Origin of the sequence: Arenicella chitinivorans, from assembly GCF_014651515.1 — a bacterium.
GTDB lineage: Bacteria > Pseudomonadota > Gammaproteobacteria > Arenicellales > Arenicellaceae > Arenicella > Arenicella chitinivorans.
Genome location: NZ_BMXA01000001.1, coordinates 17855 through 35012, shown reverse-complemented (window position 1 = coordinate 35012; position 17158 = coordinate 17855). Strand labels below are relative to the sequence as shown.

At 50.3% G+C, this 17158-nt stretch carries 12 protein-coding genes; 8 read left to right on the top strand and 4 right to left on the bottom strand.

Annotation, left to right across the window (positions count from 1 at the left end; all coding sequences use genetic code 11):
* Nucleotides 1-111: 111 nt before the first annotated feature.
* Nucleotides 112-1308: a multidrug effflux MFS transporter gene (locus tag IE055_RS00145; protein WP_189397982.1), complete on the bottom strand. Its 1197-nt coding sequence runs from the start codon at nt 1306-1308 to the stop codon at nt 112-114.
* A gap of 457 nt (nt 1309-1765) precedes the next feature.
* On the opposite strand from IE055_RS00145, the gene IE055_RS00140 reads away from it, so the two are divergent.
* From IE055_RS00140 to IE055_RS00115, 6 genes are all read left to right on the top strand, one after another.
* Complete coding sequence (locus tag IE055_RS00140) at nt 1766-3043, top strand: M20 metallopeptidase family protein (RefSeq protein ID WP_189397981.1); 1278 nt, start codon at nt 1766-1768, stop codon at nt 3041-3043.
* 767 nt (nt 3044-3810) lie between these two features.
* A complete protein-coding gene (locus IE055_RS00135; RefSeq protein WP_189397980.1) occupies nt 3811-4686 on the top strand; it encodes a diiron oxygenase in 876 nt (291 codons plus the stop codon).
* Nucleotides 4679-4909, top strand: coding sequence for a hypothetical protein (locus tag IE055_RS00130; protein WP_189397979.1), 231 nt, complete (start codon nt 4679-4681; stop codon nt 4907-4909). The genes IE055_RS00135 and IE055_RS00130 overlap by 8 nt, the downstream gene beginning before the upstream one ends.
* A 97-nt stretch (nt 4910-5006) precedes the next feature.
* On the top strand, nt 5007-7085 hold the full coding sequence (locus tag IE055_RS00125; protein ID WP_189397978.1) for an alpha/beta fold hydrolase: 2079 nt from the start codon (nt 5007-5009) through the stop codon (nt 7083-7085).
* A complete protein-coding gene (locus IE055_RS00120; protein ID WP_189397977.1) occupies nt 7069-8601 on the top strand; it encodes an AMP-binding protein in 1533 nt (510 codons plus the stop codon). Before IE055_RS00125 ends, IE055_RS00120 begins: the two co-directional genes overlap by 17 nt.
* Before the next feature lie 26 nt (nt 8602-8627).
* Nucleotides 8628-10958 carry an efflux RND transporter permease subunit gene (locus IE055_RS00115; RefSeq protein WP_189397976.1) on the top strand — a complete coding sequence of 777 codons (2331 nt, stop codon included), beginning with the start codon at nt 8628-8630 and terminating at the stop codon, nt 10956-10958.
* 157 nt (nt 10959-11115) lie between these two features.
* Here IE055_RS00115 and IE055_RS00110 read toward each other — a convergent pair whose 3' ends face one another.
* Genes IE055_RS00110 through IE055_RS00100 form a run of 3 tightly spaced genes read right to left on the bottom strand, consistent with a single transcriptional unit; the run spans nt 11116 to nt 13248 of the window.
* Nucleotides 11116-12294 carry a metallophosphoesterase gene (locus tag IE055_RS00110; protein ID WP_189397975.1) on the bottom strand — a complete coding sequence of 393 codons (1179 nt, stop codon included), beginning with the start codon at nt 12292-12294 and terminating at the stop codon, nt 11116-11118.
* A 26-nt stretch (nt 12295-12320) separates the two neighbouring features.
* Nucleotides 12321-12866, bottom strand: coding sequence for an HAAS signaling domain-containing protein (locus IE055_RS00105; RefSeq protein ID WP_189397974.1), 546 nt, complete (start codon nt 12864-12866; stop codon nt 12321-12323).
* Between the two features lie 34 nt (nt 12867-12900).
* On the bottom strand, nt 12901-13248 hold the full coding sequence (locus tag IE055_RS00100; protein ID WP_189397973.1) for a PadR family transcriptional regulator: 348 nt from the start codon (nt 13246-13248) through the stop codon (nt 12901-12903).
* Between the two features lie 398 nt (nt 13249-13646).
* Between IE055_RS00100 and IE055_RS00095 the strand changes: the two genes are divergently transcribed.
* Both IE055_RS00095 and IE055_RS00090 read left to right on the top strand, forming a co-directional pair.
* On the top strand, nt 13647-15380 hold the full coding sequence (locus IE055_RS00095; RefSeq protein WP_189397972.1) for a peptidoglycan-binding domain-containing protein: 1734 nt from the start codon (nt 13647-13649) through the stop codon (nt 15378-15380).
* 32 nt (nt 15381-15412) lie between these two features.
* Nucleotides 15413-17125: an ATP-binding protein gene (locus tag IE055_RS00090; RefSeq protein ID WP_189397971.1), complete on the top strand. Its 1713-nt coding sequence runs from the start codon at nt 15413-15415 to the stop codon at nt 17123-17125.
* The last annotated feature ends 33 nt before the right edge of the window (nt 17126-17158 follow it).

The window sequence follows — 17158 nt, the reverse complement described above, 5'->3', positions numbered from 1 at the left end:
CATACCTTTCCTCTGTGGTTGATTGTTCTGCAACGAGCTTGCATTTTAGGCGCTCTGCACACCCGGTTCCAGCCTCGGTAAGGCTAAAAGACTGGTATGGACACTAACCTGCTAGGACGGCACTGATTCGGATAGCTGTTTGTGGCCATTCGCATACTGCAACAACAACCAGGCCAGCGAACCGAGAATCAAGGCACCCGTCGTAATTGGCATCACGCTGCCGTCATACAGCTGACCGATCAGTGTGCCAAGTGAGATTGACATTAAGGACGATGTCGACCCGATAACGGCCGAAGCAATCCCCGCCAGATGCCCCATCGGTTCCATCGCCATGGCATTCAAATTGCCGAAGATAAAACCGAAACTTCCAAACAGCGTCGCGGCGTAGAGCAAGAACATCCACAAGGTAATATCTATAAATTGTTGCAGCACCAAGAAAGTGAAAGACGAAACAACAATCATGCTGAACGCACGTGACGCAATGAAATGCATACCCAGTCTCTCAACCAGTCGTGAATTGCACATCGACGACACACCCAGTAACAAAGCGAGCATACCGAAGTACACGCTGAACATCTTACCCGCCCCAAACTGCACTTGAATGATCTGCTGACACGAATTGATGTAGCCAATCAAACAGCCGAACACCATACCCATGCACACCATTAAGCTGGTGGTACTTCGGTTTGATAACACTTCCCTAAAGCCTGCTGCCAGCCTCGCTGCTCGGAATGGAATACGCTTATCGGCCGGCAAAGACTCAGAGAGGCGACAATAAATCCAGCCGAGAATCAGCATGGCATAAATGAAATACAACACAAAAATGGCCCGCCAGTCTGCAATCAGGAGTATCGCCTGGCCCAGTGCTGGCGCCAGCGTTGGCACCATGATAAAAATCATCATTACCAACGACATAATCCTCGCCATCTCGCGGCCTTTGTACCGATCACGCACCAACGAAACGGCGGCAATGTTCGGACCTGCTACGCCCAAACCCTGAATCCAGCGTCCGAGCAACAGCATTTCAAGACTCGAGGCGAGATAGCACACCACCGTGCCAACGAAGTACACACTCAATGCTACAAAAAGAACAGGCTTGCGGCCGAAAGCGTCGGACAATGGGCCACACACGAGCTGCCCCATCGCCAGTCCCAAGAAAAGTGCACTGATAACGAGTTGCACTCGATTTGGGTCCGACACATCGAGCGCAGAAGCCATCACCCCAAAGGCGGGCAGCAAGGCATCAATGGATATCGCCACTAGGGACATCAGTATGGCAACAAAGGCCGTAAATTCTCGTATCGACATACACTTAAAACCGGAATGATGTTCGGAACAAATTGCAAGCCGCACATTGTCCTCGAAAATGTACCTCGCCGTCGATCTTTTGAGTGATGTCAACTATGAACCAGGGCGATCACGACCAGGCATTCTAGCCATACCTAACTATTTGCCACTTCATAGTTCTGCTTTACTGCAAGAAACATACGCTCTTGCTAGGGAATTTTTTAAGCCCGCCTAATCGAAACGCGCCCATCGCACTTCAAGCGATGCGGGAAAGTCTCGATGGCGATGGTGAGATTGAAGAGCGCTCATGATTTTATGATTGGGCTTTGCATTTATTGGCGGTTGGAGAGCCCCACGGAGCGACTAGAAAGTGCCTATTTACAGCGTTAAAAGGTTCAATCTTATAAGTTTGAACGCTTTGCACGCCCAATCCTGTTGAACTTGGCTCATCGAAAACACAGAACCGAACAGGCTCAACATGAAATTACTAAAAACACTCTCTCTCGCCTTAACCATGTCAGTCACGCCCGCTCTGAGTCAGGCTAAGGACGACGCCAAGTCAAACCCATTCGCTCAGCGAGCGGCCGACATACAATCAGAACTTATCGAGTTGCGACGCGATTTCCATCGCCATCCCGAAGTCGCTGGTGAGGAAGTTCGTACCGCGCAGAAAGTAGCCGACTATTTAGACGGCCTCGGCCTGGAGGTCACCACAGACATTGGTGGCCATGGTGTTATTGGATTACTAAAAGGGAGCAAACCTGGCAAGACCGTGGTCTGGCGAGCTGATATGGACGCCATGCATTCAGACGAACCAGATCCAGTCAGCTTTAAGTCCGGTATAGAAGGCAAAAGACACATCTGCGGGCACGATGTTCACACCACGATTGGGCTTGGAATCGCCAAAGTATTGTCCGAACGCAAAGCAGAACTCGCCGGTAATATCTATTTTTTGTTTCAACCTGCTGAGGAAACATTGCACGGAGCCCAAGCTATGATCAATGACGGCGCATTGGATCTCATGCACGCAGATGAAATCTATGGTGCACACGTGTCGCCATTGCAAGTTGGGGTTATTTCCGCCAAACCGAACATGGTTTTTGCTGACTGGCATCACCTAGAAATCCGCTTTAACGGCAATGAAAATACAGCGGAGATTACGGCATTAATTGACCAAATCATCGCTGGACAACTGCGAACAAACACCGATATTCAACTGTGGAAACCTGAGAACTACCTACACCCAGAATACGGTGTTGCCAATCCGAATACCGTGTACAAAGACTACTTATTGTTGTCACAATCGGCCAAAACCCGAGATACCAACCAGCAACTCTCGATTCGAACTGCTTTCCTCACTACCAACACCGATGACTTGGAAACCGTGATCATAGACCTCAAGGCGAAATTGGCCAAGTCTCCTTACGCTGACCGCTTAATAAATATCAACGCTAGTCAACGTGTACCTGCGGTCACCAACAACGAAGAGCTCACCCGGGCATCACGTGCTTACTTACTGAATCTGGGTGACAACACCGAAATTGGTACTCACTACGGCGTGCTGCCTTTCATGACCGATGACTTTGCGTACTTCCAGCAGAAGATTCCCGGCGTATACTTCTTCTTGGGTGGATCAAACTTCCAACAAGGCGTCATTGCCGCACCACATACACCTAATTTTCAAGTTGACGAGTCCGCTATCGAAATTGGCGTGCGCACTTTCGCTGCGCTACTCAGCGAGCGCGCTCAGCGCTAAGCCCCCACCCGGCCAATTACTGGAATAACAAAACCCCATCAAATCTCGAACATTTCGTGAGCTTATACCGTCCCCCTGCTAGCCCCTGATTGTCGACCCGCAACACCAATCGACATCAGGGGTCTGGCGGATTTCAAAGCTCAGAGTTACGTGACATTTATCACGCACAGTGTCCAACAAATCGCCTTTTATTGTTTGATTTGTCCAGTAACTTCGTCCTATTATGAATAACGAACTAGGGATGGCTGCAAGTTTCATCCCTGCTTCAAAATAATAATAATTATCCCGAGGCGCTGAGCAACCCTATTTATACGGCTCATTGACCTCGCGTCAAAACCTAACCACCACCAAGGCAATGATTCGATCACACTCGATTATGGGTATCGTCACGAGACCCTGTGCGAGACCAGCGGTGCACAATGCACGCCCACACGCTGCGCACAAAACAGCAAACCTCGCACCGGATGTGCGTGCGGATTTAGTCATCCGTCAGATCACGCACACCACCAACCATTTGACCCGGCTGTTCAGCTGGCCCATCAAGTCCGTGCAAGCGTGTCTCGTCATTCATTGAACTAACTTAGGTGTAGCAAACACATACCCACGATGCAATGAGAGGGCATCAAACGTACCACAGGGGGAAAATACGATGATCAAAACCTAATCACATCAATTGGCTGTCGATTCAGACTGAATCCAGGACAGACGCTTTTGACGCGCGCAATCACCTGCTGCGTCCAACACAAACTCAGTAGTTAAGGAATCTTATGAGTAGTCAAGCATTTCAGGCGGTCACCAGCAAGCTGATCGCCAATTCTGTCAGTCAAGGTATCAATGCGTTTGCATATTTTGATTGGCCCCAAACATTGGAGGAGGACCAGTACTGGTTTTCGCCCGATGCACTGTCCGTCGCGCACACCGATAAGCGCGACGAATTAACCGAAGCCGAGCTGATCCGACTTGCTAAATGGGAGTGTGTCAACTCGTTCAGCCTCAATACGCTTGGAGAACGAGAGCTGATTGAGAACATGACCAATGTGATGGAGCAGCTCAAGTTAGGCGATGCGCAGGAGTACCTCTACCATTTTATTAACGAAGAAAACCAGCACATGTGGTATTTCCAAAAGTTCTGTCGCGCGTACGCTGGAAAGATCTACCCATCAATTGCGATTCCGGTGGAGGAGAAAACCTTAAGTAAACCACTGCATCATTTTCTGGTGTTTGCTCGCATCGTGTTATTTGAAGAGATCGGTCACTATTTCAATATCCAGAACCATAAGGACGAACGCGTCCACCCATTCGTGCGCAGCATCAACGAAGCGCATTACAACGACGAGGCACGCCACATCACATTTGGCCGACGCGTACTACGTGAACTCGCTGCGGATGCATTGACCAACGATGAGGACGTGGCAATCGCGACACACGAGTTGTCAAAAACCTTACTCGTGAACTACAACGCACTGTACAACCCATCAATGTATCGCGACGCCGGACTTGAGAGCCCAATGAAGATTCGCAGTTACTTGATTGACCATCCAGCACGACAAAGCTTGTACAAAAACGTCATTCTCAAGAGCGCCAACGCGGCCTTCGTCAAAATCGGCATTACCCTAAATTTTCCGGGAGACGAAAATGACTGAGCAATATCAAGAACTTGTTGACTGGGTGATCACCAAAAAAAAGCTTCCCGTCGATTTTAGTTTAGATCAGGACCTGGTCGATTCGGGAATCCTCGACTCCCTATTTTTCGTCGAATACGTGCTCATGATTCAAGAGCTGAGCGGCAAAGAAATCGAGGTCGGTGAGGAATTGCTGGAGTCCACACGTTCACTAACCAAAGTTAAAACCAACTTCTTTCAATAGATCACACAAACACAGACCCACAGTGACGGAGCAGGCACTCAGATTCCAACCGAGCATGACCACTCAGCACACTGATTGACCTTACAGGATGAATACCATGACCTACCAATACCCTACCCTTTACCAATTAGTTGAAAACCAAACTTTCCAACCTGCCAATGCATTGATTACCGGCGTTACCGGATTTCTCGGTGGCCATTTCGTATTTTGGAGATTACAAACACCGGGTAAATTATTTTTGTTGGTTCGCGCTGAAGATAAAGCCGCCGGCTGGCAACGTATTCTGGACTCGCTCACATTAGCCGCGGAATCCTATGCCATGCCGTTGCCGAGCGAAGACGAACTCCGTGACCGCATCGTGTGTGTGCTGGGCGACATGCTGGAGCCTAACTGTGGCATCGAGTCCGCCGACATGCAGGCGCTGCAAACCGCTGAAATCGATCATGTTTGGCATTGCGCGGCAGACATGGGCTTTTTACCCAAACATCGGGACCGCTTGATACGCACCAATGTGCAGGGCACAGAGATGTTAATGAGTGTCGCTAAACTGGTCGGTGTTCAACGTTTCGTCTACATCTCCACGGCCTATACCGCAGGCGACAAGCAGTATGAGGTCGCCGAAGCGGTGCATGATGGCACCCAGAATTTCGCGAACTGTTATGAAGAGAGCAAGTTCCTCACCGAAAAAACCGTGGAACGCTTCTGTGAACAAAACCAACTGGACTGGAACATATTGAGGCCGTCGATCATCATGGGCCCGCTGGAGAGTCGAAAAAGCGGTGGTACACGTTTTGGAGCCTATAGTTTTGTAGAAGGTCTCTTTGATATCCGCGAAATTCTGTCCAAGCTGAACCAAAAAATTCGCCTTGAGATTCCTGCCCACACGACATTCAATCTGATCGCAGTCGATCAGGTGGTGCTGGATATGATGTATTTGCAGTCGATTAACTTTGGCAACCAGCACGTCTACCACCTTGCCAGTGCGTCGACATTAACCTCGCGCGAAACCATGCGTTCGTTTGAACGCGCGATCGGTGTTGAAAGCCTTGATCTAGTAGATAAACGTGATAGCGCGCCAACTTCGTTGGAGTTGGTATTCGACAAAGGCACCGAATTTCACAAAGGCTACTACTATTCCACTAAGATTTTTTCACGCAGTCTGCCAAAACACGAGACCGAATTTGATATTCCGCTGCTGGACGAATGCATGGCGAATTTCCGGGTTGAGCTATCAATCGAGGAGAAACTCAAAGAGCAACTCGAATTCGAGACCGAGGAAGTTACCTCCTGGGATGGCCAACGCCTAAACGCGTATGCGCGTGGAGATCAAGACCTACCCGCAGTCATGTTCATCAACGCGTATGGGATGCCGCTACAGTTTACCGTGCCCATCTCTCGTACCATTTCCAAACAATATCGTTTTCTTACCTGGGATTCACGTTGGGTACCGGATACCACACAAGCGTTTGAAGAAGACAAGTGCGACTCACTCACGCATGTTAAAGATATGCTGGCGATACTGGACCAATTTGGTATCGAGCAATGTGCGCTGGTCGGCTGGAGTAGTGGCGCGCAAGTGTGCTTGCGGGCATTGCGTGAATATCCCGAGCGTTTCTCATGCGGTGTGTTGCTGAACAGCGGCGTGTCGCTGACAGGCGACGACATTCAGGAAACCGATTACCAGCAAAGCTTGCGTTCGCTGTTCCCTAAAATGGCCAAAACGCGCGCTGCCGCCAAACTCTATTGCGACTTAATCTATGGTGACACCACCAAGGTTGGCCTCAAGGACCAAGGCAGTATTGGCACCATGTTGAACAGCCTGGATCCCGAATTGATGAACATGACCAGTGCACCGTTCAAAGACCCGGAGTCACTGTATCGCTATGCCAATATGCTGTACCGCAACTTCGAGGAGCCACAAGATGCCTACACCGCAGACATCAACCACCAGGTTCTCGTATACGGTAGCGAAGAAGACGAGGTAACGCATATCGATGTCGCACGCGGGCTGGCAGCACGGCTAGTGAACGCAGAATTGCAGATAGCCAAGAATGCGACCCATTTTGCGCAGTACACAGACCAGGAAGTTGGCGATATGGTGGTCGCGTTTGTGAGCAAACACCTGCCAATCCAATCGATGGCCAGTGAGGACAAGGTTCATGTCGGTCGCTCGTGATGTTCTAATCAAGGCACTGGCGAACTACCCTCAGAACGCTGCACTCAGCCTGGGAAATTCGACCTATTCCTACGCTGAGTTGCTGGTCAATCTGGAGGACACCATCACGGATGCGCTGTCTGCGTGTGGCCATACCGGCTCGCTCGGCGTGCTGGCCGATAAGTCACTCAACGGGTACCGCGCGGTCGCCGGTGCTCTGTTGAGTGGTCAGACCTATATTCCGTTAAACGTAAAGTATCCAGATGCACGAAACCTCGCGATTCTCGAGCGTTCCGGCACCAGCTTGCTGGTAGTGGATGCCGCGTTTGAAGCGGTCGCAGCCCGTTTGAATACACAACTGGGTGGCGTATTAGACATTCTGGTCATCGACCATGACGAACATCACACACTGACCTCCGTTCTGCATCCTGCTGAGCGTGACCAGCGGGTCTCGATGGACCCAAGATTCGACGACCTGGCCTACCTGCTATTTACCTCTGGCAGCACAGGCGAACCCAAGGGTGTGCCGGTCTCGAACGGTAACTTGCTGGCGTATCTGGATAATATTTGTACGGTATTTGAGTTCAGAGAAGATGATCGTTTTTCGCAGTTCTTCGATTTTACCTTTGACCTGTCGGTGCACGATCTAATGGTGTGTTGGCAAAATGGTGCCTGTTTGTGTCCGCCCACCAAAGCCGGGATGTTGATGCCGCTTCACTTTGCTAAATCAGCACAACTCAGCGTGTGGTTTTCAGTCCCGTCGCTGGCGCTAACCGCCAAAGATTTGCTCGGCGATAAATTCAGCGAATTTGTCCTGCCGTCTCTGCGTTGCAGTCTTTTCTGCGGCGAGGCGCTACCGCAGACACTGGCACAGCAATGGCAAAAAATTGCCTCTGGACCGTTGATCAACCTATACGGCCCGACCGAGGCGACGATCGCCTTCACGGCACACGAATACAGCGACGCGGATACCGATTACAGCGTGGTGCCAATCGGCAAACCTTTCGGTACCAATCAGATTAGCTTGCTGGACGCAGCTGGCAACGCGCAGCCCCAAGCCGAGCTCTGTCTGGGTGGCGATCAAGTGTTTGCGGGTTATTGGATGCGCGATGACCTGACCGAAAAAGCGTTCCATCAGCGCGCCAACCAAACACCTTGGTATCGCAGCGGCGATGTGGCGTCCTTGCGCGATGATGCGGTATTGGTTTACCACGGCCGCGCCGACCGGCAGGTACAGGTTGGCGGGTTTCGTGTCGAACTGCAGGAAGTCGAACACGTGTTGCGCAACCTTACCGATCGCGGTGAGCTCGGTGTGATTGCGTACCCAGTCTCCGATATTGGCGAAGCCCGGGGCTTAATCGCATTCGTACGAGGTGAGGCGTTAGATACACAGGCGATTCGAGCAGCGTGCCAACAAGACTTGCCAACCTATATGATTCCAAGTGACATCGTCGCACTCGATGAGTTGCCCTACAACGCCAATGGCAAACTCGATTACAAACAGCTTTACAAAGTCGCAGAACAACGCACGGCCTAACGATCACCACACAGACAGTACATCAAATGGAAAACACACTCGCATTATGGTTGGTCAAACACCGTAATTATCTGGCCTTGGCCAGTGTTTTACTTACTTTGGCGCTCGCCCTCGGTGCTAAGAATCTTTATCTGAACACCAACTACAATGTGTTTTTTGATGCTGACGATGCGCAAATGGTCGCCCATGAGCAGCAGCAGTCTGAGTTCACCAAAACCGACAACCTGGTATTATTGCTCACGCCGAAAGATGCGCCAACGATATTCACCGAGGCTGGGTTACATGCTGTGTTTGATATCACCGAGCGTGCTTGGTCCACACCGTTTGCCATTCGCGTCGACTCACTCACCAATTTTCAGCACAGCTACGCAGAAAACGATGATTTGGTAGTGGCAGACCTCTTGCTTGAACCGGAGCCATTAAGCCAGTCCGACCTTGAGCGTTTGCAAAACATCGCAACCAATGAACCACGGCTGCGCAATCGAATCATTGCAGCCGATGGTAAGAGCACATTAATTAATGTCTCAGTTGAGCTACCCGCTTACCCGCACGCTTCAGCATCCCACAGTGAACGTGTAAACATGCTGTTGGCACGTGATACGGCGATTCGTGATGTGGTGGCCTACGGCGAAGCACTACAACAGGCCTTGAGTGCAGATTACCCAGAGCTAAGCGTCCACCTGCTCGGCGAAACCGTGATCAATCAACGCCTGGCGGATGCGTCTGACCGCGATGCCGCAAGCTTGATACCGGTGATGTTCTTGGTAATCGTGATCATTCTGGGAATCCTGCTGCGATCTGCGGTGAGTATCGTGGCGGCGCTGGGCGTCATCCTGTTCGCGATTGTGGCCAGTATTGGATTAAATGGCTGGCTTGGCGCTGCAATGAACATGGTCAATATGGTCGCGCCGATCATTATTCTGACCATCGCCGTGTGCGACAGTGTCCACGTACTGGCGAATTATCTCGACCAACTGAGTCAAGGCGACGAACCCGAACAAGCGATGCACCACAGCTTGCGTATTAACCTGCAGCCAGTATTCATCACCAGCCTGACCACGGCAGTCGGTTTCCTGACCTTAAATTTCTCGCCTTCGCCACCATTTCGAGACCTTGGCAGCCTGTGTGCCTTTGGTGTGATGTACGCGATGCTGATGACGATTACGCTACTGCCAGCCATCGCCGTGAAGTTTATTCGTTCAGCGAAACCTGTCACCCGTAAAGACCGCACACTAACACGAGCATCGAACTGGATTATTCAACACCAAACACTGGCGCTCGGCATCGCGACAGTCACCACCGTGGTGTGCCTGGCGTTTATCCCGCAAAACGAAATTGATGACGACCCAGCCCGTTATTTTAAAACACACAACCCGTATCGCATGGCAGTGGATTTTTCGCAAACCAGCCTGCCGGGCATCAACGATATCAATTTTACGCTGGATTGCGGCACACCCGACTGCATCTACCAACCCGAATTTCTACACGGCGCAGACAAATTTGCGTCGTGGCTGCGCACTCAGGACAACGTGGAAACTGTGATTTCCTACGTGGAAGTCATCAAGAAAATCAACGCTAACTTTCACGACGACCAGTCAGATCAGTTCAAGCTACCCGAAGACTCGGCACAGATAGCGCAATACAACCTATTGTACGAACTGTCGCTGCCCTATGGCCTGGACCTGAATACACTCACCAACATGGACAAATCCGCCATCAAAGTCGCCGCTTTCGTTCGCCAGACCAGTACCGGTAACTTTTTGGAGCTGGAGTCCGCCGCTGCCGATTGGCTGACCCAAGACCTGCAACTTTCAGCCCCCCGCGGAAGCAGTATTCGCATGATGTTTTCGTCTTTGGGTGAAGAAAACATCCGCGGTATGATCTGGGGCGCATTGTTCGCCCTGTTGGGTGTGACTCTAACAATATTGGCCTCACTGCGGTCTCTGCGATACGGCTTGATCAGCCTGGTCGCCAATAGTTTTCCAGCACTGATCGCCATCGGCATTTGGGGCATGACAATCGCACACGTAAACATGGCGGTCGCGGCGGTATTCAGCATCACTCTGGGCATCATTGTTGATGACTCCGTGCATTTCATTAGCAAATACCGCTACGCCAGACTGCACAAAAACTACACACCAGAGGATGCCATCGACTACACCATGCGCAATGTCGGTGGCGCACTTTTTGTAACCACCCTCGTACTCACCATTGGATTCGGCTTATTGTGCTTCTCGGATTTTAACCTCAACGCCTACCTCGGTGGCCTAACCGCACTGACGGTCGTTGTCGCTCTGGTTTTTGATTACCTAGTGTTACCACCATTGTTAATCAAGTTCGATAAACAGGGCACTTAGACCGTGAACGAGATGCTTTGTTTCGCTCACCGTAATGACACTTGCCCGTGATTCCACCTTAGCTTTCATTGCGAGTCGCGACGTGGCCATCTCGAACCGGACTACCATCCACGCTGGATCGACTCACTCCGAAAGCAAACCGCTAAATAGTAGCCCATCACAACAGTAGACGCCGACCATCATCCAGCGCCCGATAAAAACGCCGATTATGAATATAGAGCCCCTCTGACCGACGAGACGGAAATGTGCCGCGATAATCCGTCGGGTGCTTCACGTTGACCGCGAAAACCGACCCCTCGTAGAGTGAACTAACACGGTGCTGTGGTGTGTGCCCCACCACCATCGCTCGCACGTCAAAGGCCGCCAGAACCTGATCTACGTCAGTCTGCACGAGCTTGCCGGCAAGTAATCCACGATACCACACCACGCCAAGCGTCGTAGAGTTCAGCACATCTTCAGGCTTGGTCTCTTCTTCGGGTTGATTAAAATACTGTGTCCGATAGGCTGCTCGTACGATGTTATTGATCTGGCTCAGGCTTAAATTCTGAGCCGCGATCTGCGGTGCTATCCCACCATGTAGAAACAGCGTATCGTTGATTTTCTCAACAGCATTCTTAGACGCGAGCCATCGCCCCAACAGTGCTGAATCTGCAAATAATTCATGCTGGTGTAAACCTAAAATACCCGCAATATAGGTGTATTTATAGGCTGCTTTTAGATAGTTCCCTTGCAGATTTTTTACTTCATGGTTACCTAAAATATAATGCACTTTGCCGCCAACGGATGCGGCTTCTTGCTCTAATTTGTAGATCAACCATAATACTTGCGTCGTCGAAAAACCTCGGTCGACGAAGTCGCCGGTTAACACGAGGTGCCCTGAGCCAAACGCCCAGCTTAACTCAGTCGTGATAACGTCTTGTGCGATTAGAAAATCGCGCATCGCTTTAAAATTGCTTTCTACGTCTGAAATGACAAGGATTGGGGCAGTCGTTTGATACTCCGACGGTGGTGGCATTCCGACATCCGGGTGTATCTCAACCGAAAAGCGTGAGCCATCTAGTGGAAATTGAACCTCTGCAGAGATTGATGAGTCGGCGGGATAAGTCGTGGACTCAATGCTAAATCCGGACTCTTTGCCCCCTCGAATGTATGAAACCACAACGTTGTCGCCTTGGTAGAACACATGCGGCCCCTCATCACCTACTTTGCTTGCCAGCGGGTTATCGCCGTAGTGGATATCAGCACCAACGACGTAGGCGATGACCAACATCATCGCCACCAACGCCAGACATGACAACAGGAAGTTTCGTAATGCACTGGCCAACCTTCGGATCATCCGAGCGTGACTCAATTGATTTCGCACTACTCTGCCCGTTTAAGCTCAGATATGACACGCGTCGTAAAGTACGCCAACACCGCCGCTATGCCTAACATGATCGGCACCAGCCAATAGCCCAAAAGCTCTGCGCCTTGATCCGCCGGTGCACCAAATAATGAGATCGTCAAACTCTCACCGCCCGCTGCGGACCAAGCACCAAGCTGACTGGGGAATAGCAGCTTAACAATTGCCAACGCCACGATCCCAAGCGCCACACCATACCCGTACACGAACATGCCGACGGTTAATCCCTTTTTGGCATTGCGTTTTACGACTTGAATCGCATGCATTCCGCGTGGCAAGGGTGCGCCGGTTAGTACGTGTTCTGTGTAGCGAGCTGCCAACAATCTCGGCTCCCCGAACCTTGAAAGCAATCCATCAATATCGACTGACCCCATTTCAGCGTCTTCTGCCTCACACGCATCGAGGATGTGGCTTCTGACTTCCGCCACCACGTCTCCAACACGATCATGCTCTAATCGAGTTAGGTACTTTGTAAGGTCCGCTAAATATCGATCAATTTGTTTCATTTGCGCATTCATTCTCATTTACCAAAATCTTCCGTTACATCGACTGTTGGAGTAACGACTCAATGTCAGCAACGGTCTCGCGCCATCGTGCGGCAAGCAAAACCAGTTTTTCATTGCCTATCGCCGTGAGTTCAAAATATTTTCGTGGTCGTTTGTCCCCATCCTGAACCCAACTGGCCGTTACCAATCCTTCTCGTGTTAGGCGATCTAACAATGGATACAATGTGCCTTCCGGTATCAATAAGGATTCGTACTTGTGCAGATGATTGAGCAATTGGAGCCCATACATCCTTTGCTGTTTCAAGCAAGCGAGCACCGCTAAATCAAGCGCCCCCTTTCTGAACTGCGCATCCCACTTACCATCCAGCTTCTTGTCAGCCATACTATCTTAAACAATATACTTTGCAATACATAGTAATAAGTATAACAATACTCGATCAATTAGCAAGCGGTGATTTGACTGATGCTTGAGAACAACCACTTACAAACTTGTTGGCCGGTTTCAATTCTTCATTTCGGTCAACGCGACAGTACTTCTTAGTTGTTTAACCTTGCCTGCCACTGCCAGGCGCGCGTTGGCGCATCTATTCCAACTGACATTTTTAGCCGCACGGGTTACACTCTTTGACAGCTACGTCAAACACCTGTTTTTAAAGGAATTAACACCGTTTGATTGAGAAACCCACGACCACAGTTGCCGAACTGGAACGAATTCGAGAGAATGGCGTTGAAAATCGTTACAAACGCGCATCACGGTAACGAACAAAATAGAACAAAACCATGCGCAGTGTACTTCTGATTGTGACTAACTCTAATTTAAACTCACCCATCTTCGCTTTGGCATTGTTTCTGTTTGCTGCGCTTTTCTTGAGCAGCTGCCAGCGCTCGCAACCCAGTCCCGCACAAATCCAAAGTTATGTTGAGGGCTATCAGGTAGCGCATGATTTCAAGGTGGCGTCGATGGACTACGACGTGAGTCCTGAGGGCGATGGTGGCTCGGGTACGATCCGTGTGTCAGGTAAGCTTGAACTACGCGAACCCCTGTACGTCGAGGACTTGGGCAGCAAAAATTTTCGCAAGCGTGTCGCCACCATGCTGCGTCGTAACCGTTTTTCAGAACGCGAAATCAATCACGAAATTTATGACCGCGTTATTCGCGCGACGGCACGGGTTCCTGGGCGGGAGAACGAGTACTACACGTTTCTGAAACAAGAGTACGCACCAGGTTACGCCATCAACTTCTCAGCTGACCTCCGTTACACCCAATCCAGTGATGGCTATGTATTGGACGGACTGGTAAATCACCCCAAATTACAGGGATCGCGAATGGTTAAGTTCACCAACCCGATCGTTGATGACACCAAGCTGGTGGAACGCGCAGTAAAAGCGGTGTTGGATGAACAGGCTCGGTATCGCGAGATGATGAAGGCCAGCAGCGCCGTGCTCAACCAGCTGTGGGATGCTGAACACGGGCTGATTGTATGGAACCGAAAATTACCCTACCTTGGCAATGAAAACCTCTCGGCCGTGGAACTGACACAACTGCAGGAATTCCGTGAATGGCGCGGTGTTTACCGTATTTCAAACATCAAACCCGTGCAGTTTAATACCCCGCACGCATCAAATTTTTTCGAACTGGGGAGTTATACTACCGAGGGCGTAGCTACCTGTTTACGCCAAACCGGCTTTGCTCGGGAACTGACTTACCCTAAATCACGTTTTGAGGAGTATTGCGAGTTCGGCGAGCAATACCCGGTTGAAGTTCACGTCGCGTCGCTGTTGAACAAAACCAACGAATTTGAAGCCAGCGTCGCGTTTAAAATTGGTGACCTCAGTTCTGGCGAATTGACTTTCTCTGATCCCTATTTTCAGCACGAAGACAATGACGTTGGGCGTTACAGCGATCAATTACGAGTGGTGTTCCTCGAGAGCCCATTCGATCTTCGAGCACACAATCGACCCGCCTTTCAGGTGGTTTCTGTGGCCGACTCTGACGATGCGCTACTTCGACTTCAATACACGGGCAGCACCGACTACGCTGCCGCAGACGCCGATCGCGCGCTGGCAGAATCACCGCTTATCGCTGCGACTAGTTCGGCCATCGTGGATGCGGGCACGCAAGACATGACGAGTCAGAACGACAACGACTCACCTACGGCGCAAGCGCCAAGCTTAGATGACTCAGAACGAAGCAATGCACCGCTGACACAGATCGAACTGGTGAAGGCAATTCAACTCGAACTAAAACGGCTGAAAATCTATAACGCGCGCATTGACGGTATCGCTGGAGAACAGACTTTCTGGGCTATGGGATACGTCCAAAAGCAGCTCGGTGTGCGCAACATCGCCAAGCCTTCACAAGCGTTTCTGGAGTTATTGCAAGCAACGCCAGTCACGGCAATTCCAGCCCCAGCAGAACCTTATAAAGCCAAAGCACGCGAACCTGAAAAGAAGAAAACCTTAGGTAACTGGTTTTCCGGCCTGTTTAAAAAGAAAGATAAAACCAAGGATTAAACGTAACCCTTACCGAATGCTGAGAGCAACGAATGCGTAAATACATCCTCATACTGTTGGTACTTGGCGTCACTGGAATTGGGCTCACAGTGTACTTCTTAACACAGGACCAAAAACTAGACCAAACCGTGTATTTACGCACCACGGAATCGATACGCAATTTGCAAACCTTGGATAAAAACCTGCGCTTACTTCTCAATCAATCAAGATTCAACAGCCAGTTTGATCACCATCGTTTGCGTGATACCAATTATGAGTTGAGCGCTGAGTTCGATAACCTACGATTTGATGCGCTCTTCGAGGAGATCGAAGGCAGTCCACAATTGAGTCAGAACGTGACTGCGTTTGAGCGAGCGTTTACAGACCGCAATGAGCTGCTGGAGCAATATATCTCCGCTAATACCGATATTATTCAGCACTTACTTAACGTGAACAGCATCGCGCCAAACCTGATGGCCAATTCCGAGCTCAAGCTGCAAGCCGGTTTATACGAATCCATCGTACAGGCTCAGGCTAAGCTGCTGAGCCTTACTCTGGGCAGCAACATAGTTGGTGACCTGAGCCTAAAGCAATCCGATCCAGAGCAGCCACTTGCTTTGGGCACACAGCGCACATTTGACGAATACCGCGCGGCAGTCGTCGGCATCGCAAACCTGTACCCTGCAGCAGACGAGTGGTATCAAAAATTATTTTCGTTTGAAACCGGAGAGCTACTAAACCAAATCGAGTCGGACTACGCGGCATACCACAAGAACGCGATCGAAGGATCGAATACTTTACGCAATGCGTTATTCGCCTACGCCTTACTCTCGCTGACGGTACTGGTGTTTTTTGCCTACAAAATCTGGCGCAATTACGTGTCCCTGGAACAGCAGGTTTCAGATCGCACCAAAGAGATCAAGCAAGCGTACGAGGATTTACGCGAATCGCAACAGCAACTGATTCAGAGCGAGAAAATGGCCTCACTGGGCCAGATGGTGGCAGGCGTTGCTCACGAAATCAACACACCACTGGGGTACGTTACCAGTAATGCTGGATCGTTAAAGCTGAACCTATCCGAATTACATCCGTTACTTGGCAAGCTACACGCACTCGCAACCGATTTCGACGCGCAAGAGCAAAACCCGAGCGCTGTATCAGAGCAACTAACCGAATTGCTTGACGAGGCTCGTGAGCTCGAGGCCAATGAACTGATCGAAGAAAGCCAGCAACTACTGGACGATGGCATGTTCGGCTTGAGTGAGATATCCAAGCTGGTACAAAGCTTAAAGAACTTTTCTAGGTTGGACCGTCAGTCGACGGAAAACATCGATATTCATGACTGTCTAGAAAGCTCTTTGACCATCGCCAGCAATGCGATCAAAGAACATGATGTGACCGTAAATCGTGAGTTTGGCAGCTTGCCGACTATTGAGTGCGCGCCATCGAAACTGAACCAGTTGTTCTTAAACATTATTACAAATGCATGTCAGGCAATGCGAGACACCCATGGCGATTTGACTGTTCGAACCGCCGTTACGGGGCCTGACATACGCATCGACTTTGTCGATCAAGGTACGGGGATGGATGAAGAAACTCAGAAAAAAATGTTTGACCCCTTCTATACTACCAAAGAGATTGGTGAGGGGACCGGCATGGGAATGTCCATTGCGTACAAGATCATCGAGGAACATAATGGGCGTATTGAGGTCAGCTCCGAGCTGAACCAGGGGACCACCGTGTCTATCTTTTTGCCCGCAGCATAGGCGCTGAGATAAGCAAAAATGGGGATGTCAATT